At 70.5% G+C, this 22,656-nt stretch carries 18 protein-coding genes; 12 read left to right on the top strand and 6 right to left on the bottom strand.

Translation table 11 applies throughout. The annotated features are described in order from the left end of the window. Positions 1-8: 8 nt before the first annotated feature. Positions 9-473 (top strand): FMN-binding protein, encoded by a 465-nt coding sequence (locus NE236_RS34130; protein ID WP_252846360.1) that lies wholly within the window; start codon positions 9-11, stop codon positions 471-473. Further along, on the top strand, positions 470-1,300 hold the full coding sequence (locus NE236_RS34125) for an FAD:protein FMN transferase (RefSeq protein ID WP_252846359.1): 831 nt from the start codon (positions 470-472) through the stop codon (positions 1,298-1,300). Before NE236_RS34130 ends, NE236_RS34125 begins: the two co-directional genes overlap by 4 nt. Here NE236_RS34125 and NE236_RS34120 read toward each other — a convergent pair. Next, a complete protein-coding gene (locus tag NE236_RS34120; protein WP_252846358.1) occupies positions 1,216-2,019 on the bottom strand; it encodes an HAD-IIA family hydrolase in 804 nt (267 codons plus the stop codon). The genes NE236_RS34125 and NE236_RS34120 overlap by 85 nt on opposite strands. Before the next feature lie 138 nt (positions 2,020-2,157). Then, positions 2,158-3,756: an adenylate/guanylate cyclase domain-containing protein gene (locus NE236_RS34115; protein WP_252846357.1), complete on the bottom strand. Its 1,599-nt coding sequence runs from the start codon at positions 3,754-3,756 to the stop codon at positions 2,158-2,160. Positions 3,757-3,793: 37 nt separating this feature from the next. Here NE236_RS34115 and NE236_RS34110 point away from each other — a divergent pair, with 37 nt between their 5' ends. Together NE236_RS34110 and NE236_RS34105 are read left to right on the top strand one after the other, a co-directional pair. After that, on the top strand, positions 3,794-4,969 hold the full coding sequence (locus NE236_RS34110; protein WP_252846356.1) for an aldo/keto reductase: 1,176 nt from the start codon (positions 3,794-3,796) through the stop codon (positions 4,967-4,969). A gap of 176 nt (positions 4,970-5,145) precedes the next feature. Next, on the top strand, positions 5,146-6,036 hold the full coding sequence (locus tag NE236_RS34105; RefSeq protein WP_252846355.1) for a DMT family transporter: 891 nt from the start codon (positions 5,146-5,148) through the stop codon (positions 6,034-6,036). A gap of 2 nt (positions 6,037-6,038) precedes the next feature. Here NE236_RS34105 and fdhA read toward each other — a convergent pair whose 3' ends face one another. Next, positions 6,039-7,256, bottom strand: coding sequence for a formaldehyde dehydrogenase, glutathione-independent (gene fdhA / locus NE236_RS34100; RefSeq protein ID WP_252846354.1), 1,218 nt, complete (start codon positions 7,254-7,256; stop codon positions 6,039-6,041). Between the two features lie 266 nt (positions 7,257-7,522). Between fdhA and NE236_RS34095 the strand changes: the two genes are divergently transcribed. After that, positions 7,523-9,097 (top strand): LCP family protein, encoded by a 1,575-nt coding sequence (locus NE236_RS34095; protein ID WP_252846353.1) that lies wholly within the window; start codon positions 7,523-7,525, stop codon positions 9,095-9,097. On the opposite strand, the gene NE236_RS34090 is transcribed toward NE236_RS34095, so the two are convergent. After that, complete coding sequence (locus tag NE236_RS34090) at positions 9,069-9,941, bottom strand: glycosyltransferase (protein ID WP_252846352.1); 873 nt, start codon at positions 9,939-9,941, stop codon at positions 9,069-9,071. The two genes, NE236_RS34095 and NE236_RS34090, sit on opposite strands and share 29 nt — an antisense overlap. 185 nt (positions 9,942-10,126) lie before the next feature. Here NE236_RS34090 and NE236_RS34085 point away from each other — a divergent pair, with 185 nt between their 5' ends. The 7 genes from NE236_RS34085 to NE236_RS34060 are packed head-to-tail and all read left to right on the top strand — an operon-like array spanning position 10,127 to position 17,870. After that, on the top strand, positions 10,127-10,996 hold the full coding sequence (locus tag NE236_RS34085) for a glycosyltransferase (RefSeq protein WP_252846351.1): 870 nt from the start codon (positions 10,127-10,129) through the stop codon (positions 10,994-10,996). Beyond that, on the top strand, positions 10,986-12,122 hold the full coding sequence (glf, locus tag NE236_RS34080) for a UDP-galactopyranose mutase (RefSeq protein ID WP_252846350.1): 1,137 nt from the start codon (positions 10,986-10,988) through the stop codon (positions 12,120-12,122). Before NE236_RS34085 ends, glf begins: the two co-directional genes overlap by 11 nt. Continuing rightward, positions 12,119-14,227 carry a glycosyltransferase gene (locus tag NE236_RS34075; RefSeq protein ID WP_252846349.1) on the top strand — a complete coding sequence of 703 codons (2,109 nt, stop codon included), beginning with the start codon at positions 12,119-12,121 and terminating at the stop codon, positions 14,225-14,227. The genes glf and NE236_RS34075 overlap by 4 nt, the downstream gene beginning before the upstream one ends. Then, positions 14,224-15,120: an ABC transporter permease gene (locus tag NE236_RS34070; protein ID WP_252846348.1), complete on the top strand. Its 897-nt coding sequence runs from the start codon at positions 14,224-14,226 to the stop codon at positions 15,118-15,120. Before NE236_RS34075 ends, NE236_RS34070 begins: the two co-directional genes overlap by 4 nt. 2 nt (positions 15,121-15,122) lie before the next feature. After that, positions 15,123-16,514 (top strand): ATP-binding cassette domain-containing protein, encoded by a 1,392-nt coding sequence (locus tag NE236_RS34065; protein WP_252846347.1) that lies wholly within the window; start codon positions 15,123-15,125, stop codon positions 16,512-16,514. A 6-nt stretch (positions 16,515-16,520) separates the two neighbouring features. After that, a complete protein-coding gene (locus NE236_RS44020) occupies positions 16,521-16,643 on the top strand; it encodes a hypothetical protein (protein WP_289851219.1) in 123 nt (40 codons plus the stop codon). A gap of 6 nt (positions 16,644-16,649) precedes the next feature. Next, positions 16,650-17,870 (top strand): acyltransferase family protein, encoded by a 1,221-nt coding sequence (locus NE236_RS34060; protein WP_252846346.1) that lies wholly within the window; start codon positions 16,650-16,652, stop codon positions 17,868-17,870. A gap of 4 nt (positions 17,871-17,874) precedes the next feature. Here NE236_RS34060 and NE236_RS34055 read toward each other — a convergent pair whose 3' ends face one another. Beyond that, positions 17,875-19,032, bottom strand: a complete 1,158-nt coding sequence (locus tag NE236_RS34055; protein WP_252846345.1) for a GDSL-type esterase/lipase family protein — start codon at positions 19,030-19,032, stop codon at positions 17,875-17,877. Beyond that, the gene (locus NE236_RS34050; protein WP_252846344.1) at positions 19,029-22,001 is read right to left on the bottom strand and encodes a sialidase family protein; all 2,973 of its coding nucleotides are present in this window, start codon (positions 21,999-22,001) and stop codon (positions 19,029-19,031) included. Before NE236_RS34050 ends, NE236_RS34055 begins: the two co-directional genes overlap by 4 nt. Between the last annotated feature and the right edge of the window lie 655 nt (positions 22,002-22,656).

Below are 22,656 nucleotides of genomic sequence, written 5' to 3'. Positions count from 1 at the left end.
AGCATCTGATGAAGAGGGCCATCCTCGCCATCGTCGGTACCGTCGCAGGGCTGGTCCTGCTGCTGAGCTTCAAGACGCACTCGGCGTCCAGCAGCGGCACCGCCGCGGGTACCGGAACGACGGGTTCGGGCGGCGACTCGGCCGCCCCGGCGCCGAGCGCCGGTACGACCGGTACCGGCAAGACCGCCACGTCCACGACCCGGACCGTGACCGGGAGCACCATCGACACCCGGTGGGGACCGGTCCAGGTGCGGGTCACGCTGAAGAGCGGCAAGATCACCAAGGTCGAGACGGTCCAGGTGCCGGACGGGAATCCCCGGGACCGGGAGATCAACACCTTCGCCGTACCACAGCTGAACCAGGAGACGCTGTCCGCGCAGAGCGCGCAGATCGACACGGTCTCCGGCGCGACCTACACCAGTGAGGGATACATCCAGTCGCTGCAGAGCGCGCTCGACAAGGCGGGCAAGTGACGGCGCAGCGGCACGCCGAGCCCTGCATGGGGACGGTCTTCTCCTTCGACCTGCGTGAACCGTATCCCCGGGCCGGCGTGCTGGACGAGGTCATCGCCTGGCTGCACTGGGTCGACGCCACCTTCTCGACGTACCGGCCGGACAGCGACGTCAGCCGGCTCGCGCGCGGCGAGGTGGACGTCGGCGACTGCGCGCCGGAGGTGGGAGAGGTCCTCGCCCTGTGCGAGCGGCTCGGCGACGCCACCCGCGGCTGCTTCAGCGCCTACGCGGACGGGACACTCGACCCGTCCGGCGTGGTCAAGGGCTGGGCGATCGAACGGGCCGGCGGGATGCTCCGAGCCGCCGGCTCCCTGAACCACCACGTCAACGGGGGCGGCGACATCCAGCTGGCCGGCGGCCCCGAGCCGGGCCGCCCCTGGCGCGTGGGAATCGCCCATCCCCTGCGTCCCGGCACGGTTGCCACCGTCGTCGCCGGGCGCGACATGGCCGTGGCGACCTCCGGGACCGCCGAACGCGGAGCGCACATCATCGACCCGCGCACCGGCCGGCCGGCGGACGGCCTCGCCGGCGTCACCGTCGTCGGGCCGAGCCTCACCCTCGCCGACGCCTACGCGACCGCCGCGTTCGTCATGGGGGAGGACGCCCGCGACTGGATCGACGCCCTTCCGGGGTACGAGGCGTACGGCATCGAGCTCGACGGGCGGACCTGGGCCACCGCCGGCCTGCGTTCCGACGACCCCGGTCAGCCCTCCGCCAGGTCCGGCAGGTCCACCATGTCGACCAGGTCGGCGATGGAGGCGGCCACCCGCTGCGGCCGGAACGGATAGCGCTCGATCTCGGCCTCGGTGGTCACTCCGGTCAGCACCAGGATCGTGTAGAGACCGGCCTCCATGCCGGACACCACGTCGGTGTCCATGCGGTCGCCGATCATCGCGGTGCTCTCGCTGTGCCCGCCGACGGTGTTGAGGGCGTTGCGCATCATCAGGGGGTTCGGCTTGCCGACGAAGTACGGGTCCACGCCGGTGGCCTTGGTGATCAGCGCGGCCACCGAGCCGGTGGCCGGCAGCGCGCCCTCGATGGACGGGCCGATCGGGTCGGGGTTGGTGGCGATGAACCGCGCCCCGTTGTTGATGAGGCGGATCGCCCGGGTGATCGCGGTGAAGCTGTAGGTCCGGGTCTCGCCCAGGACGACGTAGTCGGGGTCGAGGTCGGTCAGGATGTACCCGATCTCGTGCAGGGCGGTCGTCAGCCCGGCCTCGCCCAGGACGTACGCCGAGCCGTGCGGGCGCTGGTTGTCGAGGAACTGCGCGGTGGCCAGCGCGGACGTGTAGATCGACTCGATCGGTATGTCGAGCCCGGCCGCCCGCAGCCGCATGTGCAGGTCCCTCGGCGTGTAGATCGAGTTGTTGGTGAGCACCAGGAACGGCTTGCCGGCCTGTTTCAACCGGCCGAGGAAATCCTCGGCCCCAGGCACGGGCTGGCCCTCGTGCACCAGCACCCCGTCCATGTCCGTCAACCAGCAGTCGATCGGCTTACGCTCGCTCATGCGCCCCAATATCCCTCATCGCCATGACCGTTGCGCAGCCGGGATGCGCCCGGAGTGTGATCCGCCGCTGTCGCCCCGGTGACCGGACGGGCGACGCGTGCCCCGGGAGGTCTGCCGGCACGGACGATCGCGCGCTCGTCAGCGGCGGATGCGGTTGATCACCCGGTCGATGCCGGTGGGCGGCGGCCGGCGGAACGGCGCGGCGAGACGCGTCCGGCTGGTGCGGCCGCGAAGCGTCACGGCGCTGCCGAGCCGCCAGTGCGCAGCCTCGGCCGGGTCGGCGGCCGAGACCACCGTGGCCGAGGCGAGCAGCAGGTCGGGCGCCGTCTTGGCGAGGTCGCTGAGCCGTGCGGCCTCGTTGACCGGGTCCCCGATCACGGTGTACTCCAGGCGCTGCTCCGCGCCGATGTGCCCGGCGACGACCTGACCGGCCGACACACCGATTCCGGCGATCAGCTGGGGGAGTTCCGCGCGCAGGCGCCGGGACAGCTCACGGGCGGCGGCCAGCGCCTGGCCCGCCGGGTCGTCGAGCGGCTCGGGCGCACCGAAGATCGCCAGGGCGGCGTCGCCCTGGAACTTGTTGATCAGGCCGCCGTGCCGGGAGACCACCTCGACGACGATTCCGAAGTACGCGTTGAGCAGCGCGACGACCTCGCCGGGCGGCTTGGTCGCGGCCAGGTGCGTCGAGCCCTTGAGATCGACGAAGAGGACGGCGGCCTCGCAGGTCTCACCGCCCAGCACGACGCCGTGCTCCAGCGCGTGCCGGGCGACGTCCTCGCCCACGTGCCGGCCGAACAGGTCGCGCAGCCGTTCGTTCTCCCGCAGCCCCGCCGCCATGTGGTTGAACCCGGCCTGCAATCGGCCGAGCTCGCTGGCGTCATAGACCGGGACCGACGCCCGCAGGTCGCCGCGCTCGACCCGCGCGAGCCCCTCCCGTACGGACCGGACCGGGTCGGCGATCGCGCGGGTGGCGATGTAGGTCACCTGGAACCCCACGAACAGGGCCACCCCGCCGAGCGCCAGGATGGTGACGGCCAGCTGGGTGGGGGACATGCCGTCGACGACCAGCGCCGCCACCGCGGCGGAGATGAGGCCGAGGAGCGGCACCGCGCTGCCGAGCGCCCACGCGAGCATGGCGCGCGGCGTGATGCCGAACCATCCGTCGTACGCCGCCGGGCCCGTCGCCATCACGACGGCCGCGATGGGCCGCAGCAGGCGCTCGGTGAGCAGGTAGACGATCGCGCAGGTGGTGACTCCGCCGAGCACGGTGATCATGCTGACCTTCAGGGCGAGCAGCCCGGAGTACGAGACGTCGATGACGGCCCAGCCGGCCGCGCCCAAGCCCCACAGCGTGCCCTGCATCGCCATCAGCCGCAGGGGCCCGCGCAGCACGGCACGGCGTTCCTTCTCGCTGGGATCGTGCTCGTGGCCGGCGAGCGTGCGCACCGGGCGGAACAGCCACATCCCCCAGACCACGCCGATCGGCGCGCCGAGCCCCAGATAGGCGCAGAAGACGATCAGGTTGACCAGCCGGACGTGGGCGGGGTCGGCGATCCCCGGCGGGTCCGGCATCACGAACGTCGAGAAGATCACGACGAACAGCGCGCCGGCGAGGTTGGCACCGCCGACCGCCACGATGAGGAGCCATCGCGTCCGGCGTTCGAGGACGGCGCGGGAGGCGCCGGGCGGTCCGTCCAGCCAACCGCGGAGCCCCTTCACCTGGGTTCTCGCGGCCACCCGCCCACCTCCGTCCTCGCGTTCGTGAAGCATCAGTGTGACGGATGCCGCCCGCACGGGCGAAAACGTCGTCCGCCTCCTGTCCGGCGACGCGGCGTTCATCGACGGCGTGACCGTGCCGGTCGACGGCGGCCGGTCGGTCCTCGCCCGCGACCCGGTTTCCGCGGCGCTGCGGCCCGGAGGCCAATGCTTCAGCCGGGGGCACCGGCTCCCGGGCCGCCTCGCCGGATACCGGCCGTCACGGGGCCGGCGGCCTCGTGGCACCGTGGGGGGCATGACGGTGATCGGGAGGATCGGGCTGGGCCTGGCCGCGCTCGGGCGGCCGGCGTACATCAACCTCGGCCGTGACGGCGCGCTGCCCGCCGAGCGGACGGTCGAGGCGATGCGGGCGGCCGCCTGGCGGGTGCTGGACGCGGCGTACGCCGAGGGGATCCGCTGGGTCGACGCGGCCCGCTCGTACGGTCTGGCCGAGGAGTTCCTGGCCGGATGGCTGGACGACCGCGGGCACCGCGACGTCACCGTCTCCAGCAAGTGGGGATACGCCTACGTCGGCGAGTGGCGCGTGGACGCGGACGTGCACGAGGTCAAGGAGCACTCTCTGCCGAGGTTCCGGGAGCAGTTGGCGCAGACCCAGCGGCTGCTCGGCGACCGCCTGGCGGTGTACCAGGTGCACTCCCTCATGGCGTACGGCCCGCTGTTCACCGACGAGGGGCTGGTGCGGGCGCTCGCCGGTCTGGCCGCCGAGGGCGTGCGGGTCGGCTTCTCCACGTCCGGCCCGGCCCAGGCCGAGACCATCCGGCGCGCGCTCGACCTGGAGGTGGACGGGCGGCCGGTGTTCACGGTGGTGCAGTCGACCTGGAACGTCCTGGAGCCCTCGGCGGGTGACGCGCTCGCCGAGGCCCATGCCCGCGGCCTCCACGTCCTGGTCAAGGAGGGGCTGGCCAACGGCCGGCTGGCGGTCGAGCCGCCCGCGGTGCTGCGGGACCTCGCGGCGCCGTACGGGGTCGGGCCGGACGCGGTCGCGCTGGCGGCCGTGCTCGCCCGGCCCTGGGCGGGCACGGTGCTGAGCGGCGCGGTCGACGCCGGACAGCTGGCGTCCAACCTCGCGGCGGTGAGCGCCGTGCTGAGCGAGGACGACCTTGCCGTGCTGGGCGGGCTCGCGACGCCACCCGACGAGTACTGGAGACGCCGCGCCGCCCTTGACTGGACTTGACTCGGTATTGGTCGAAACGGAGCACAAGATCCCCGTATATCGGCGACTATGGCTTGACGCGATGATCGCTATCCGCGACAGTCGTGGCACTCGGAGCGATGGACGAATGTCATGAAGCGGGACGAAAGGCTCGGTGTATGGGCGGATCAGACGTCAGAGGCGCCATCCTGGCGCTGATGGCGACCATCATCTACTACCTGGGCTTCATCGTCTTCCGGGTGGCCGCGGGCCGCATGCCCGAACTCCGCGGCACCCGGCCCCTCCGCCTCATCCAGTACACCTACACGGACTGGCTGTGGCTCTCCGGCCTGATGATCGTGCTCGCCGGTGTGGCCACCCAGGTCAAGGCGCTGACGATGCTCCCGCTGAGCCTCGCCCAGCCGATCTTCGCCGCCAGCCTCCTCTTCGTCCTGTTCTACGCCGGCGTCTTCTTCGGCGAGCGGCTCACCGGCCGGGAGTGGGCCTGCGTCGGCCTGTTCGGCCTGGCGACCGTGATGGTCGGGGCGTCGAACGGCCGGCACGAGGTGATGACCAGCAGCGTCGCCGGGGCGCCGGTCCTGGCCGCCGTCGTCGTCCCCGGCGTCCTGGTGGGCGTGGCCGTCCTCGTCGGCGGTGACATCCGCACGTTCGGCCGGCACGCACGGCCCCTGGCCGGCATCGCGTACGGCATCGGGTGCGGCGTCAGCCTCGGCGTCTCCGAACTCTCGCTCAAGGGCGTGGCCGCCGTCTACAACGCGCACGGGCTCGCGGCCGCGACCTACGGCTCGCCGTACCCGTACGTCGCGGTCGGAATGGCGGCGCTCGGCCTGGCGCAGCTGCAGATCGGCCTGCAGCGCTGCCGCATGTCGATCGTCGTGTCCGTGCTGACCGTGACCGCCAAGACCCAGCTGGTGATCCTCGGCGTGCTGCTCTACAAGGAGCCGTGGCCGTCCGACCGCCTGCTGCTCGCCCTGCGGATCGGGGCGTTCGTCCTGGCCGGCGCGGCGCTGGTGCTGTTCCCCCGGCACGAGGCAGTGGAGGAGCGTGTCGGCGCCGCGCTGACCACACCCGCGCGCGAGCGCGCCTAGAACTAGAAGCGGCTTCCCGCCAGCTCGCCGTGCGGGTCGAGGACGTACTTGTGGGCCGCTCCCTTGTCGAACTCCTCGTAGCCGCGTGGCGCCTGGTCCAGCGGGATGACGGTGGCGTTGACGTTGCGTGCGATCTGCACGCGGTCGTGCAGGATCGCCATCATCAGCTGCCGGTTGTACCGCATGACCGGGCACTGGCCCGTCGTGAAGACGTGCGACTTGGCCCAGCCCAGGCCGACGCGGATCCCGAGGGTGCCTTCCTTGGCCTTCTCGTCGGCCGCTCCCGGGTCGCCGGTGACGTACAGTCCCGGGATGCCGAGCCGGCCGGCGGCACGGGTGATCTCCATGAGGGAGTTCAGGACCGTGGCGGGCTGTTCGCTGGTCGAGCCCTCCGGCCCGTGGCCGCGCGCTTCGAAGCCGACGCAGTCGACCGCGGCGTCGACCTCCGGCACGCCGAGCACGTGCTCGATCTCCTCGGCCAGGTCGCCGTGGGCCGACAGGTCGACGATCTCGCAGCCGAAGCTGCTCGCCTGGGCGAGCCGGTCCTTGTTCATGTCCCCGACGATCACGACGGCGGCGCCCAGCAGGAAGCAGGACGTGGCGCAGGCCAGCCCGACCGGGCCCGCGCCGGCGACGTACACCGACGATCCGGTGGTGACGCCGGCCGTGTACGCGCCGTGGTAGCCGGTGGGGAAGATGTCCGACAGCATGGCCAGGTCCAGCAGCTTGGCCATCGTGGTGTCCCGGTCCGCCGGGATCTTCAGCAGGTTCCAGTCGGCGTACGGAACGCCGACGTACTTCGCCTGGCCGCCGTGCCAGCCGCCCATGTCGACGTAGCCGTACGCCGCGCCGGCCCGAGCGGGGTTGACGTTCTCACAGACGCCGGTATGGCCCTCCTTGCAGTTGCGGCAGCGGCCGCAGGCGATGTTGAACGGCACGCTGACGATGTCGCCCACCTTGACGAACTCGACGTCATCGCCGGTCTCGATCACCTCGCCGGTGATCTCGTGGCCAAGGGTGAGCCCGGCCGGAGCGGTGGTGCGGCCGCGCACCATGTGCTGGTCGGAGCCGCAGATGTTGGTGGCCAGTACCTTGAGGATGGCTCCGTGCTGGAGCCTGCGGTTGTTCTGCTCTTCCAGGACGAGCGTCGGGAAACCCAGGTCCTCTACCGTGACCCGGCCCGGTCCGGCGTAGACGACGCCTCGATTGTTGTCAGCCACGACTGATCCCCCCAAGCGGATGTGCCTCGCTTGGCGCCCCGGGCGGTGGCAAGACCCCGTCCCCGCGGCGTCTTGTTGATGATCAAAGTCTACGCCTGTGGCGATTCGCGGTAAACGCCCTGGTAGACGGGTGGACGCGGGAAACGTCGCGTCGATAGTTGACTTGGTGGGTTAAAAGCCGTGATTGTCATCCGATGCACTTCGGCGTGCGTCTAAGGGGGCAGAGACTCGCGCGGCACGCCCGCGCGACCGATCGATGAGGTGGAATGGCCGACAACGACGCTGACGACGTGACGCCGGAGAACGCGTCGCCGAAGGCGCCGGACTCCGACGGCCCGGCGGACGACGCGCCGGCCCCGGAGACGCGACGGGGCGAGAAGGAAGAACAGGCCGGTGAGGCCGGCGGTGAGGACGCGCCCGCGCCGGGGGACTCCCCGGGGCCGGTCGAGGACGCGTCCGCGCCGGGGGGCTCTCCGGGGTCGGCCGAGGGCACGCCCGCGCCGGAGGCCGCGCGCCGCCGCGGCCGGCGCACCGTGCGCTGGGTCGCCGCCGGGGTCGCGGTGGCGCTCGTCGTGGCGGGCGGCACGGCGTTCGGCCTGTACGAGAAGCTGCAGGGCAACATCCACAAGGAGCACGTCGACCAGCAGCAGCTGGGCACCAGCCGCCCGGCGAAGCTGAACAAGTCGATGAACATCCTGCTGCTCGGCTCCGACTCCCGGGACGGGGAGAACAAGCAGTACTGGTCGCCGGACATCAGCGGGGAGCGTTCGGACACGACGATCCTGCTGCACCTGTCCCCGAACCGGGACCGCGCGGTCGCGGTCAGCTTCCCCCGCGACTCCATGGTCCACGTGCCGGAGTGCAGGAAGAAGCGCGGCGGTACGGTCCCCGCCTTCTTCGGCATGCTCAACGCGGCGTTCGCCTACGCCGGGGCGACGTGCACCTGGAAGATGATCGAGTCGAACACGGACATCCACATCGACCACTACGTCAAGATCGACTTCGCCGGGTTCAAGCGGGTCGTCGACGCGCTGGGCGGCGTGGAGATCTGCGTGCCGCAGGCGGTCAACGACCCGCGCGCAAACCTGTCCCTGAAGGCGGGCCGCCAGGTCGTCAAGGGGAACGACGCGCTGGGGTACGTCCGCACCCGCTACGGCCTCGGCGACGGCTCGGACCTGGAGCGCATCCAGCGGCAGCAGAAGTTCATGGCCTCCGTGGTCAAGAAGGCCACGAGCCAGGACATGCTGACCGACCCGACCCGCGCCTACAAGTTCCTGAACGCCGTGACCAAGTCGATCGCCACCGACGACGAGTTCAGCGTGTCCGCGATGAAGAAGCTCGCGACGAGCCTGAAGGGGATGAGCGCGGGCACCGTCCGGTTCGTCACCGTGCCGACGCAGACGTACCCCAAGGACCCCAACCGGGTCCAGTGGGACATGTCCCAGGCCGGCCCGCTGTTCGAGGCCATCCGCAAGGACGACGACCTGCCCGCGCCCAAGCCGGAGCCGTCCAAGCCGGCGGCGCCGAAGCCGGACGAGGTCAGGGTCACCGCGGTGAACGCGCCGAAGAAGGCCGTGAAGGACCTGAAGGCCCAGGGCTTCCACGTCACGGCGGCGAAGGGCCCCGCGCAGCGGCAGACCAGGATCCTCTACGGGACGGGCGCCGAGCGCTTCGCCGACGCCCTCGCGGTCGCCGTCCCGGGCGTCGTCATCGCCGCCGACAAGTCCGTCGCGCCGGGCACCGTCTCGCTGGTGGCCGGTCCCGAGGGCGTGCAGGTGAAGTCCCCGGACATCCCCAAGGTCGACGGGGAGATCAACGCGACGCAGAACCCCTGTAAGTGAGCACGGCCTCGTTGGGCCGGGGACCGGAGCGCAGGCCCGCCCAGAGTCCCCGGCCCAGCGCGCGCAGCAGGGCCGCCCGGTCGGCCGAGCCGGCGAGCGTACGGGCCCAGCGGCGCGCCGTCGCGCCGGCGTAGAGCAGGCGTTCGCCGGGGCGGAGACAGCGGCTGCGGGTGAACAGCCACACCTTGTTGCGCACCTCGTAGAAGAACCGCCGCCCCGGGTCGAAGGCGGGGGAGGCGGTCCGGTGCACGACGACGCTGTCCCGGCACAGGAGGCCGGCGCGCCCCCGAAGCAGCCGCAGCGTGAACTCGAAGTCGTCGTTCCACAGGAAGTAGTCGGCGATCGGCAGCCCTCGTTCCCGTACGGCCTCGGCGTCGACCAGCACCGACACGAACGACGCCGAGCGGATCCGGGCGCACCCGGGGACGGCCGACGGCCGGGAACGGGGGGTGTTCATCGGGTGGTCGCGGCCGTCGGTCCAGACGACTCGGCTGGCGACGAGCGCGGGCGGCCGCCCGCGCTCGTCCCGTCCCCGGTCGCGCGCCGCCAGCAGGGCGGCCAGGGCATGCGGCTCGGGCACCGTGTCGTCGTCCATCAGCCACAGCGCGTCCGCGCCCAGGTCGAGGGCGTGGGCGATGCCCGCGGCGAACCCACCCGCCCCGCCGGTGTTGCGGGGGAGTTCCAGCAGACGGACGGCCGGGAAGCGTTCACGGACCAGGTGGGGGGTTCCGTCGGAGGAGGCGTTGTCGACGACCACGATCGTGTCGGGCGGCCGTGTCTGGCCGTAGAGGAGGGCGGTCAGCGCCTCGGTCAGAAGATCGCGCCGGTCGTGCGTGACAACCACGGCGGCGATTTGGGCGTCTTTCAGCTGACACCTCACGTTATCGCCGAGTCGGTGGGAGTAAGACGCGCGCATGAAGCCCGCAAAAGTAGCATAAGATGCATTTCGCCCCACTGGCCTCATCGCTTCCCCCTCCGTACCGGGGGGTGGTGGGGCGAAGCCACGGGGGTGGCAAACAGGACGGACGCATGGCTGAACCCTTCGCGCTCCTCCTCACCGTCTACGGCGGGGACCGGGCGGACCACGTGCGGGAGGCCTTCCGCAGCGCGGTGGACGCCCAGACGCGCCGACCCGACCAGGTCATCCTCGTGCAGGACGGACCGGTCTCGGCCGAGCTGGCCGGATGCCTGGCCGAACTCACGAAGGACAGCCCTGTGCCGGTGACATTCCTGCCGCTGGAGCACAACGGCGGCCTGGGACCGGCCCTCGACGCCGGGCTGGCGGCCAGCCGGTACGACGTCGTGGCCCGCATGGACGCCGACGACATCGCCATGCCGCACCGGTTCGCCGTCCAGCTGCCGGTGATCGAGCGGGGCGCCGACCTGGTCGGCACGGGAATGCTGGAGTTCGGGACGGAGAGGGACGACATCGTGGGGAGCCGCACGCCGGTCTCCGAACCGGAGCGCATCGCCCGGTACGCGCGGCTGCACGACCCGTTCAACCACCCGACGATCGTGTACCGGCGCACCGCCGTCCTGGCCGCCGGCGGCTACGGCGACATGCCGCTGATGGAGGACTACTGGCTGTTCGCCCGCATGATCGCTAGCGGCGCCACGGTCGTCAACCTGCCCGAGCCGCTCGTGTACTACCGCGTGGGCGAGGGCGCCTACGAGCGCCGCGGCGGCCTGGTGCTGCTGCGCGCCGAGCTGCGCCTGCAACGTGAGCTTCGGCGCAGCGGCTTCACCACCCCGGCCCAGTACCTGCGCAACGTGAGCGTCCGCGGCGGGTACCGGCTGACGCCGGCCTGGATCCGCCGGCCCCTGTACCGCCGGTTCGTCGCGCCCCGTGGCGCGCGCCGGGCGGCCGCCGTGCCGGTCGAGGAGACGAGTGAACGCTGACCTGGTCGTCGCCGGCGCCGGCCTGTTCGGGCTGACCGTCGCCGAGCGCTGCGCCCGCGAGCTCGGCCTCCGGGTGCTGATCGTCGAGCGCCGCGACCACATCGGCGGGAACGCCCACAGCGCGGCCGAACCGTCGACCGGCATCGAGGTCCACCGCTACGGCGCGCACCTGTTCCACACCTCCAACGAGCGGGTCTGGGAGTACGTCAACCGGTTCACCGCCTTCACCGACTACCGGCACCGCGTCTTCACGATCTTCAAGAACCGCGTGTACCCGATGCCGATCAACCTCGGCACGATCTGCGAGTACTTCGGCCGGGCCATGTCCCCGGACGAGGCCCGCGCGCTGATCGCCGGGCAGGCCGCGGAGATCACCGACCCGGCCAACCTGGAGGAGAAGGCGATCTCGCTGGTCGGGCGGCCGCTGTACGAGGCGTTCATCCGGGGCTACACCGCCAAGCAGTGGCAGACCGACCCCCGAGAGCTCCCCGCGGAGATCATCACCCGGCTGCCGGTGCGCTACACCTTCGACGACCGCTACTTCGCCGACCGGTACGAGGGCCTGCCGGTGGACGGCTACGCCGCCTGGCTGGAGCGCATGGCCGACCATCCGAGGATCGAGGTCCGGCTCGGCGCCGACTTCTTCGACCTGGACGCCGTCGGCAACGTCCCGGTCGTCTACACCGGCCCGATCGACCGCTACTTCGGCCACAGCGAGGGCGAGTTGGGCTGGCGCACCCTCGACTTCGAGCTGGAGGTCCTGCCGACCGGCGACTTCCAGGGCACGCCGGTGATGAACTACGCCGACGAGGATGTCCCGTACACCCGGATCCACGAGTTCCGACATTTCCACCCGGAACGGGACTATCCGGGTGACCGAACCGTGATCATGCGTGAGTATTCTCGCTTCTCCGGGCCCGGGGACGAGCCGTACTACCCGATCGACACGCCCGCCGACCGTGCGCGGCTGCACCGCTACCGCGAACTCGCCCGCGCGGAGCAGGGCGTGCTGTTCGGCGGCCGCCTCGGCACGTACAAGTACTTGGACATGCACATGGCGATCGCGTCCGCGCTGACCATGTACGAGAACCGGCTGCGGCCGCATTTCACCGGAGGAACGGAATGAGGGTCCTGCAGCGCCTCGTGCTGCCCGTCGACCGCGACCTCGACGTGCTCAAGCTGTACGTCGACGGGCGGATCGTCCGGGGCGAGGAGGCGGTCGCCCAGGAGACGGCAGCCGCCGAGGACCTGGCCGGTGACTCGTCGGGGGACGCCGTCCTCGCGACCCGGCGCGGCGTCCGCATCGTCGGCCGGCGCAGCCTCGTCGTTCCCCTGGGCCGTCGGGTGTCGTTCTGTACCTACTTCAACGCCTTCCCGGCGAGCTACTGGCGCCGCTGGAGCACCGTCGGCGACGTACGGCTGCGGCTCAGGATGCGCGGCGAGGCCATCGTCATCGTCTATCGGTCCACGGGCAAGGGCTTCACCCAGCGCGTGACCCAGCTGCACGTCGACTCCGATGTCGCCGTCGAGCGCGATGTGGAGTTGCCGCTCGAGCCGTTCATCGATGGCGGCTGGTACTGGTTCGACATCATCGCCGGTGACCGCAACGCCGTCCTCGAACGCGCCGAATGGTGCGCCGACAGCGACCGGCCCCAGGGCAGTACCAGCATCGGCATCACGACGTTCAACCGGCCCAAGTTCTGCGTCGAACAGCTGCTCGCCCTCGGCGAGGCGACCGACGTGCTCGAGGTGGTCGACGAGATCTTCGTCGTCGACCAGGGGACCAAGCGGGTCGTGGACCACCCGGACTTCCCGGCCGCCGCCGAGGCCCTCGGCGAGAAGCTGCGCGTCATCGACCAGGCCAACATCGGCGGCTCGGGCGGTTTCTCGCGAGCCATGGCCGAGACCCTCGACGCCGGGCGCAGTGGCTACGTGCTGCTCCTCGACGACGACGTGGTCGTCGAGCCCGAGGGCATCCTGCGGGCCGTCACCTTCGCCGACCTCGCCCGCACGCCGACGGTCGTCGGCGGGCACATGTTCGACCTGTTCAACCGTTCGGTCCTGCACGCCCACGGCGAGAACGTCGCCCGCTACCGCTGGTGGATGGTGCCCGCGGCGCACACGTTCTACTGGCACGACCTCGCCCGCGAGGGGCACAGCCTCCGCGAGACGCCGTGGCTGCACCGCCGGATCGACGCGGACTTCAACGGCTGGTGGATGTGCCTCATCCCGGTCGACGTCCTCCGCAAGATCGGCCTGTCACTGCCGTTCTTCATCAAGTGGGACGACATCGAGTACGGCGTCCGGGCCAAGGAGGCGGGCATCCCCACAGTCCCGCTGCCCGGTGCCGCCGTCTGGCACGTGCCCTGGCATTCCAAGGACAACGACCTCGACTGGCAGGCCTACTTCCAGGAGCGGAACCGCATCGTCAGCGCGCTGTTGCACTCCCCGTACGACCGGGGCGGCAACATGCTCAAGGAAAGCCTGATCATGGTGACCAAGCACGCGCTGGCGATGCAGTACTCCACCGCCGAGCTGATGCTGCTGGGCATCGAGGACGTCCTGAAGGGCCCTGCCGGATTGCACGGCTCGATCACCACCAAGATGGCCGAACTGCGGAGACTGCGCGCCGCCTACCCCGACGCCGAGGCCCGGCCGGACATCGACGACTTCCCGCGGGTCCGGCGCCGCAAGCCGCCGAAGAAGGGACGCGAGCCCGTGCCGCCGGGCAACCGCAAGGAGATGATCAGGACGGCGCTCACCGGGATGGCACGACAGTTGCGTCCCGTCGGCTCGTTCCACCGGACGCATCCGGAGGTCACCGTCCCGCACGTCGACCAGTCGTGGTGGCTGCTGTCCCGGTTCGACAGCGCCCTCGTCTCGGCCGCCGACGGCACCAAGGTGTCCTGGTACCAGCGCGACCCGGCCCGCCTGCGCTCCATCCTGCAGCGCAACGCCGCCCTGCACGCGCGGCTCGTGAAGGACTGGTCGAAGCTGAGCCGCGCCTACCGGACGGCCCTGCCCGACATCACCTCCCCGGAACGCTGGCGCGAGACGTTCGACGCCGCGACCCCGCCGGCGCGGAACACGGTCTCGGGGAAGGTCGGAGACCCGGGCGGCGAGCAGGGGCGTGCGCCCGGCGAGGCGGCGGCCGGTGAGAAGCGCGGGGGCGCGGGCGGAGAGCCCCCCGCCCGCGGGAGCCGCGACACCTCGGCCCCGGAGGAGCGGTGACGGTACCGCCGCTGACCGCCCCCGGCCGCGGCGGCGGCCTGCTGGAGGTGGCCCGGCGGCGTTACCTGCTGCGTCTGCTCGTCCGCCGGGAGCTGCGCAGCCGCTACCAGGGGTCCCTGCTCGGTCTCGGCTGGTCGTACGTCCGCCCCGCCGTCAGCTTCGCGGTCTACTTCTTCGTCGTCGGCGTCTTCCTCAAGATGAGTAAGGCGATCCCCGGCTACCCGGTGTTCCTGTTCTCCGGCATGGTGGTGATCAGCTTCTTCACCGAGACGCTGATCACCAGCACCTGGTCCGTCATCGGGAACGCGCCGCTCGTCCAGAAGATCTATCTGCCCCGCGAGATGTTCCCGGCCTCGTCCGCTCTGGTGTCGGCGGTGCACATGCTGCCCGGGCTGGCCATCCTGTGGATCGGCGCACTGGTCGGGGGATGGACGCCCTCCGCGCTCGGTTTCGGGTCGATGGCGCTCGGCTTCGCGATCGTCGCCGTTCTCGGACTGGCGTTCGGCCTGCTGTTCGCCGCGATCAACGTGTTCTTCCGTGACTTCGGGCAGGTCGTCGACATCCTCAACATCGTCATCCCGTGGACCGTCCCGATGATCTACCCGTGGACGGCCGTGCAGGAGGCCACCGGGAACGGCCTCGGCCTGCAGATCTACCTCGCCAACCCCCTCGCGACGGCGACGCTGCTGTTCCAGCGGGCGTTCTGGTGGCCCGCCAATCCGCACAAGGCCGAGCTGCCGGACGGCACCCCGACGTTCCCCGACGGCAGGCACGCGTTCCCCGACCACCTGACCGTACGGGGGCTGGCGAGCCTGCTGGCCGCCGTCGTGCTGCTCGGGCTCGCGCAGATGGTCTTCTTCCGCCTTCAGCGGCGGTTCGCCCAGGAGCTCTAGAGATGGAATCAATCGTCGTCGACGGTGTGACCAAGCGCTTCACGCTGCGCCACGCGCACTCCATCAAGGAGATGACCGTGCGCGCCGCGCGGCGCCAGAGCCTGTCCGAGCGGTTCACGGCGCTCGACGAGGTGTCCGTGACCGTCGAGCAGGGCGAGTCGCTCGCCCTCATGGGCCTCAACGGATCGGGCAAGAGCACCCTCCTCAAGCTGATCTCCGGCGTCATGCAGCCCGACGGCGGCTCGGTCGGCGTCCGCGGCAGGGTCGCGGGCCTGATCGAGGTCGGTGCGGGCCTGCACCCGGACCTGACCGGCCGGGAGAACATCTTCCTCAACGCCGCGATCCTCGGGATGAGCAAGGCGGAGACCGAGGCGAAGTACGACGAGATCGTCGCGTTCTCCGAGATCGAGAAGTTCCTCGACACCCAGGTGAAGTTCTACTCCTCCGGGATGTTCATGCGGCTCGGCTTCGCCGTCGCCGTCCACACCGACCCGGACATCTTCCTCGTCGACGAGGTCCTGGCCGTCGGTGACCCGCCCTTCCAGAAGAAGTGCCTCGACCGCATCGAGGAACTCCACGACGAGGGACGCACGCTCGTCATCGTCTCCCACGACATGGGCACCCTGGAGAAGGTCTGCGGACGGGGCGTCGTCCTGCGGGAGGGCCGGGTCGCGTTCGAGGGCGACATCGCCGACGCCGTCGACTTCCTCGCCCCGCCGGACAGTCCCCTCGACGCCGCACGGCGCCAGCGCGGCCGCGAGGAGGCGAAGCTGGCCGCCGCCACGCTCAAGGAGGAGAAGGCCGCTGCCACCGAGACGGCCACGCTGATCGAAGAGATCATGCCCGACGCCCCGGCGTTCGCCGACCCGCAGGCGACGCTCGAGCACGCCCTGTCCCTCGCCGAGGGCCAGGAGGGCATGGCCCTGGAGTTCGGCGTCTTCTCCGGCCGTACGCTGCGGACCATCACCGCCGCCCGCGACGGCAAGAACGTCTTCGGCTTCGACTCCTTCGAGGGACTCCCGGAGGACTGGCGGGAGGGCTTCCCCGTCGGCACTTTCGCCGTCGACGAGCCGCCGGAGGTGCTCGGCGCCGAGCTCGTCGTCGGGCTGTTCGACGACACCCTCCCCGGTTTCCTCGAGGAGCACCCCGAGCCGGTCGCCTTCCTGCACGTCGACGCCGACCTGTACTCCTCGGCACGGACCGTCCTGCACCACGCCGGGCCGCGCCTGCGCCCCGGCAGCGTCATCGTCTTCGACGAGTTCTTCGGCTACCCCGGCTGGCGGGACCACGAATACCGCGCATGGACGGAGTACGTCGAGCGGACCGGCCTGCGGTTCACCTACGAGGGCTACACGCGCGACAACGAGCAGGCCATCGTGCGGATAACGGAATAGAGCCCCATGGAGAAGACGATGCGCCGGATTCCGGTCTACGCGGCGGTGGGCGCCGCCACGTACGTCGTCGCCTTCACCGCCAAGGCCGGAAAGGTCTGCAGTCCCTACTTCGCGACCGCGACGGACTGACCCGCCATGCCATCGACGAACGCCTCCTCGAAGGACGACGCACAGGGTGCTGAGGGCTCCGACAACGGCGTCGTGCCCAAGAGCACCGAGGCGGCCCCTGAGCCGAAGCGGCAGGGAGGACGGCTCCGCGAACTCGACCTCCTGCGTTTCGTGGCCGCCGTGGCGGTCATGCTGCACCATTTCACCGGCGTTCCCCAGGGGTCGTGGAACGGCGATCCCAGGATCATTTTCCCGAGCCTGTCGATGGCCGCGCGCTTCGGTCATCTCGGCGTGAACCTGTTCTTCGTGATCAGCGGCTTCGTCATCCTGATGAGCGTGTGGGGGAGGACCCCGGGGGAATTCGCCATCTCGCGGCTGGTCCGGCTCTTTCCCGCGTACTGGTTCAGTGTCGTCCTGTCCTTCGCGCTATTCATGATCCCGGGTCTGGTGGGAACACCGCCGGGGACGCGAACGCGTCTCCTGCCCAACCTGACGATGTTCCAGGAGGGAATCGGCGCCGGTGATCTTGAGGTCCCGTACTGGACGCTCTGGGTCGAACTCCACTTCTATCTGCTCATCGCGCTCTTCGTCTGGTGGGGGGTGACGTACGGTCGGTCGGTGGCGTTCATGGCCGTTTGGCTCCTCGCCGGGATCGTCGCCGAAGAGGCGAACTCGGCGCTCCTCAAGGCGGTGCTGATCCCCGACTGGGCGCCGTACTTCATCGCTGGAATGGCCTTCTTCCTCATCTACCGGTACGGCTCGAACATCGTGCTCTGGCTGTTCGTCGCCTGCAGTTGGGCGCTGGCGGTCTACTACTCACTGCGGAAAGTCCTTCCGTGGCAGGCATGGCCCGGCGTGCACGAGTATGTCTTTCCCGCAGTCATTACCGGCATCTTCGTCGTCATGGCGCTCGTGGCGGCGCACCGGCTGTCCTGGTTGCGGTGGAAGCGCCTCACCCTGGCCGGAGCGCTTACCTATCCGCTGTATCTGCTGCACGAGACGGTCTCGCGGGTAGTGATCAAACAGCTCGACTGGAGGATGGACCCGCGGGCGGTGCTGGCCATCGCCGTCGCGGCCACCCTCACGTCGGCCTACCTGGTCCACCGGCTGGTCGAACGCCCGGTGCAGCGGCGATTCCGCAGAGCGCTCAAGAGGGCGGCCGAACAGATCCGCCGGACGGCGGAAGGCGACGCCACGCGTTCCGAACGGCCGGACGATCGCCCCGCCGAGACGGCTACCCACCGATAGGGCGTCAGCGGACGGCAGGCGACACGTCGATCGAGTCGATCTCGGCGGCGCACGTCAGGTGTGAGAACCGCAGCACGTCGCGGCCGGCGGTCAGCCAGGCGCTCACCGCGGTGATCGTCCAGTGGTCCCAGCCGTAACTCGGATAGTCGACCCGGCCCTGGGGACGCCCGTTCACGGTAAGCGCCTGAGTGCAGGTGCCCTTCATCCCGTTGGCCGCACGCACGTAGATCCGATGCCATCCGGTGGTCGGCGTCTGGATGGAGAAGTCCACATGGCTGTCCGCGTAGTTGAGATAGCCGACCTTGCCACTCCCGGACGCGCTCTGGTCGGTCAGTCGTTCGCCGTCGTTGACCGAGGTACGTCCGACCGCCTCCGCCTCCCAGCGTGTCATCGGCGCCGAACGCAGCGCGGCGTACCAGCACGCCGCCATCTTCGAGTAGCCGCCGTTGGTCGGATGGATGCCGTCCGCCGCAAGGTCTCTTCGCGTCAACGCCGCGTGCATGTCGACCAGGTAGACGCGTCTGCGCTGGAGGGCTCGTGTCCGGACGACGTCCGCCAGCTCGGTGTTGTACCGCTCCGCTCGCGCGTCCAGGCCGGCCCGCGCCAGCGGGGCGATCGTCGCGACGTACACCTGGGCGTTCGGCAGCGCCCCGGTGATGTGATCGATCAGCACCGCGAGCCGGTCCGCTGCGTGTTCCACGTCACGGTTGCGCAGGACGTCATTCGTACCGATGTGAAGGAGGACGACATCGGGCCGGTAACTCCTCAGCCAGGCGTCGACGTGAGCGTCGAGCTGCCCGATCTCCCAGCCGGGATGCCCTTCGTGCCGCCGTTCGGGAAGCTGCACCGGGCCGGCCGACAATGACCCGACGAACTCGACGCTCTGCCCGCCCGTGGACATGAGCTGCCACAGATCACTGCGGTAACCGCCCTTGACGTTGACCCCCGCGGTGATCGAGTCGCCCAGCGGCATCACGCGCACGGTCCTCTGTGGGGAGGCGGCGAACGAGCGAGCCGGGCTCTTGCTCGGCCGCGTCTGCGATGCCGCCGAGCCGCACGCCGTCATGGCCAGGAGCAGCATCGTTCCGCATAGCCGGACGAGCCACCACCGGACGGTACCGGTGGTGGCCCACGCATGCGCCGAGGCGCCTGCGAACGTCACGGCAAGGGTCTCCGCCAGAGGATCGGCTGCTCCCCGCGATGGTCGGCAGTTACGCCCACGGCGAGGAGGTCGGGACCACTGGTCGTGAGGCCGGTGAGCCATTGATCCCCGCGTCCGGACAACCCGAGGCCTTGCGGCTTGTCCAGCTGCCAGGCCTTGCCGCCCGTCATCGTCCACAGATAGACGTCACTGCGTCCTCCACGGCCGGCACCGGCCGCGACGACGAAGCCCTTCAGGGTGGCGGTCAGCGTGGTCAACGCCATGCCGGTCGAGCCATCGGCCCCGGGCAGCCGAAGCTGCTGCCACGACTTCCCGCCGTCGGATGACGTGTAGGCGAACACTGTCGAGGCCGACGACGTCCGAGCCGTCCCCGCCGCCAGCAACTGTCCGTTCGCGGTGGCGACGTGCGCGAACGTGGCCTCAAGCGTTCCACCGGGGACGGGGAGCTGCTGCAGGCGCCACGTCTTGCCGTCCGATGACGTCCAGACGACCGGGCGCCCGTTCGCGGCGGTCCCGGCGGTCGGGTCGTTCAGACCGCCCACGGCGACGTATCCGAACGAGCCGGCGGTGACATCGGCCATCCACCGGGGCGCCTCCGGCTTGCCGTCCAGGTCGCCCTTGCCCGAACCGCTGCCCCGGGACCAGGACTTGAGATCGGCGGAGGACCACGTCGCTGCTGACGGGCCATCCGCGCCGACGACCACGTACCCTGCCTTGCCGACTGCGGTCGCCGAGGTCAGCAGTTGCGCGTCACCGGACGGCTTGAAGACACCGTTCCCGTCCGCGGCCTGCCATGTCGCTCCGTCGGCGGACGTGACCACGAGTGGGCGCTTGGGACTGAGACCGTGGTAGCCGACCGCCAGCCAGCCTGCGCCGCCCTGAGCGGCTCCGAGCAATCGCTGTCGGCCGGGGCGCGCGAGCACCTGCCCCGTCGCGCTCGCCCGCTCCCACGTACGGCCGTCGCGGGACCGCCAGATTGCGCCGTCGCCGTTCACGCTGCCGACGGCCAGCGTGGTCCCTTGGCCGGATGCCAGCGCGCTCACGGACCGATCCGGTTGGTTCCCGCCCGAGACGCCGAAGAGATTGACCGGGACATTCTGTCCCTGCGTGTCCCGGACCTGAAGCAGGGCGTCGTTCCCGTCCTCCGCCGAGACCCGGCCGACGACGATCGTCGTGCCGGCGGTCGCCGCGACGCCCTGAACGTCCTGCCCCTTGACGATGGGCACCTCGCCGGCGGCGTTCCAGGATCTGCCGTCCGTGCTGCGGACCACCGCGAGCTTCTTTCCGGTGTCGACCAGAGCGGCCAGGCCCCGGTCGGACCCGGCGATCCGCTGCAGCCCGTAGTAGCCGGGTACGTGAATGCTCCCCGTCTGCGTCCACTGCTTGGCGTCAGGAGACGACAGCACCACACCTGAGAACTCCGGTTTCTTCTTGTCCCCCTTGCCGGTCGTCCCGGAGACGTTGCGCGCGGCGACGAATCCCGACGGTGTGGCGGTGATGCCCAGGCCACTCGCATCCTTCGGCTGCGGGATCGATACCTGCTCCCACGTTCGCCCGCCGTCGGCGGAGCGCCACGTCAGGTCCGAGGGGGAGGATTTGCCGACGGTGTTCCAGCCGTGCGCGATGACCGTGTTCCCAACGGCCGCCGCATCGACGAGGGACAGGGCACCCTCCTTGGCAGAGATGCCCAGTTGATCCGCGGGCTGACGGTCCCAACGGCGACCGTCCGGCGACAGCCAGACGATCGGCGACGCGTCGCTGTAGTCGCCCCTCGCCGAAGTGTCGCCCACTGCCACGAATCCAGTGCTCGTCCGCACTATCCGCCCGACCCGGTCCGGTCGGTTGAACGACGAGCCGGCATCGTCGGGCTGGCGCGTCCATGACCTGCCATCGTGGCTCGTCCACACCACGGTGCCGGTGGGTGAATTGCCGAGAGCTACCCAGGCACCGGCCGCCCCGACGATTCGCCGGGGGACGTCTCCGTACGGCGGCTCCTGCCCGTCGGCGGTGTGGACGTCCGCCAGCCCGAACGAGCGGCCGCCGTCTGTGGAGACGAAGAACTCCCCTCGGTAATCCGTGTCGAACTCCCCGCCGATCGCAACGACCGTCGAACCCCACGCCGCGACGTTCAGCAGCTCCTGGTCGCGGCCATCGGTCTTGGCCGCCGGATCCGCCGCGAACATGCGGCCCGCAAGCACGGCGGCCGGCGTCTTCGGTTCCTTCTTCCCGCCGCTCGTCAGGATGTACACGCCTCCGGCGACCAGGCCGGCGACCAGGACACCCGCGACGCCGATGAGGATCGGCCGCAGGCGCACCCGGCGGCCCGCGCGGCCGGGCGTCTCCGTGCGCCACGGCTCGTCGAAGCGGACGCTCTGGTTCTCTCCGGTACTCCGGGGCTCCCGCTCGGGATCACCGGGGGGCCGCGGTGTGGACCGCGGAACCATCGCGGACGGTGGCAGGTCCAGGGAGGTCGGCTGGTCGCCTCCACCGGCGTCATAGGCGGGGAAATGCGGTGCGGGCGGTTCCTGCCCGCCCGGGCCGTACGGAACCTGGGGAGGCGGAGCCCAGGTTAGGGGGGGCTCCACCGCCGGGTCCCATACCGGCTGCGGCGGGATCCGCCACGGGTCGACGGGAGGTTCCGGCGCCCATTCCCGCGTCTCCGGCGGCTCCTGCCATCCACCGTCGCCTGGTTCGCCCGGCGTCTCAGGCGGCGGACCGGAGGGGCTCTGCTGCCCCTGGGGAGGTGAGGCGGGGAAGCCTTCCGGCACCGGCTCGTACGGCGGCGAACCGGGCAGGCCCGGTGGCGCGGCGCCGTACGGCGGCTGAGGAGGCGTGGCCCAGGGCGGCAGCGGAGGCTGCGCCGGATTCGGCCCCCAGGGCGCCGGAGGCGGCGGGGGAGGAGGGGACCACTGATCGTCGGACGGAGGCTCCGTGTTCGGATCGTCGTCCGGCGTGTTCTGCCCGGCCACGCGCATCCTTCCCGTCCATCGCCCCGAGGGCGACCCCGACCCGCCCCTCCGTGCAGAGAGTCGTGGCGCAAATCTTATCGGGGCAAAGCGGTCATGCGGCGCAGGTGCCCTAAAAGCCCCGGGATCACGTACGGACGAGTTGTGAGTCGCCCTCCGCTCCGTTGAAACGCGGCGAAGCGCGTCCGACGAATATCACGGACAGTGACGAAAAGTGTCGGGACTGGCGTGGGACCGAACGTGACCGCATCCGGCCGTGCTGCTGGATGTAGTTGGGGGATCGGGTCGAGTCATTGCAGGTCAGTGTGGAGGCCGTGTCCCGTTTACCGATTGACAGGTGATTTACGTCACTTGTCTGGCGCTGTTGAATCCATCACCTCAAATGTTACCGTCCGTGCGCACAGTAAAGATCCTTTACGTACGGGGGAGCTGACGTGGTCGGCCGACAGGGTCGTGGGGTATTCGCATGCGCCGGGCGTCGACGCGTCTGGCGGAAGTGGTCGGCGGGCGGCGTCGGGATCGCTCTGGCGATGCCGCTGCTGTCGATCGTGACCGGCGGATCCGCCGACGCGGCGGTTCGCTCCGGGCGGGTAGCCAATGCGGCATCGGAAACCGCTCGTGTCACCGGACTGCGGAAGCCCCGCTCCTCCGGTCAACC

Source organism: Actinoallomurus purpureus (assembly GCF_024055795.1).
Classification (GTDB): domain Bacteria; phylum Actinomycetota; class Actinomycetes; order Streptosporangiales; family Streptosporangiaceae; genus Actinoallomurus; species Actinoallomurus purpureus.
This window is presented reverse-complemented; position numbering and strand designations above follow the sequence as displayed.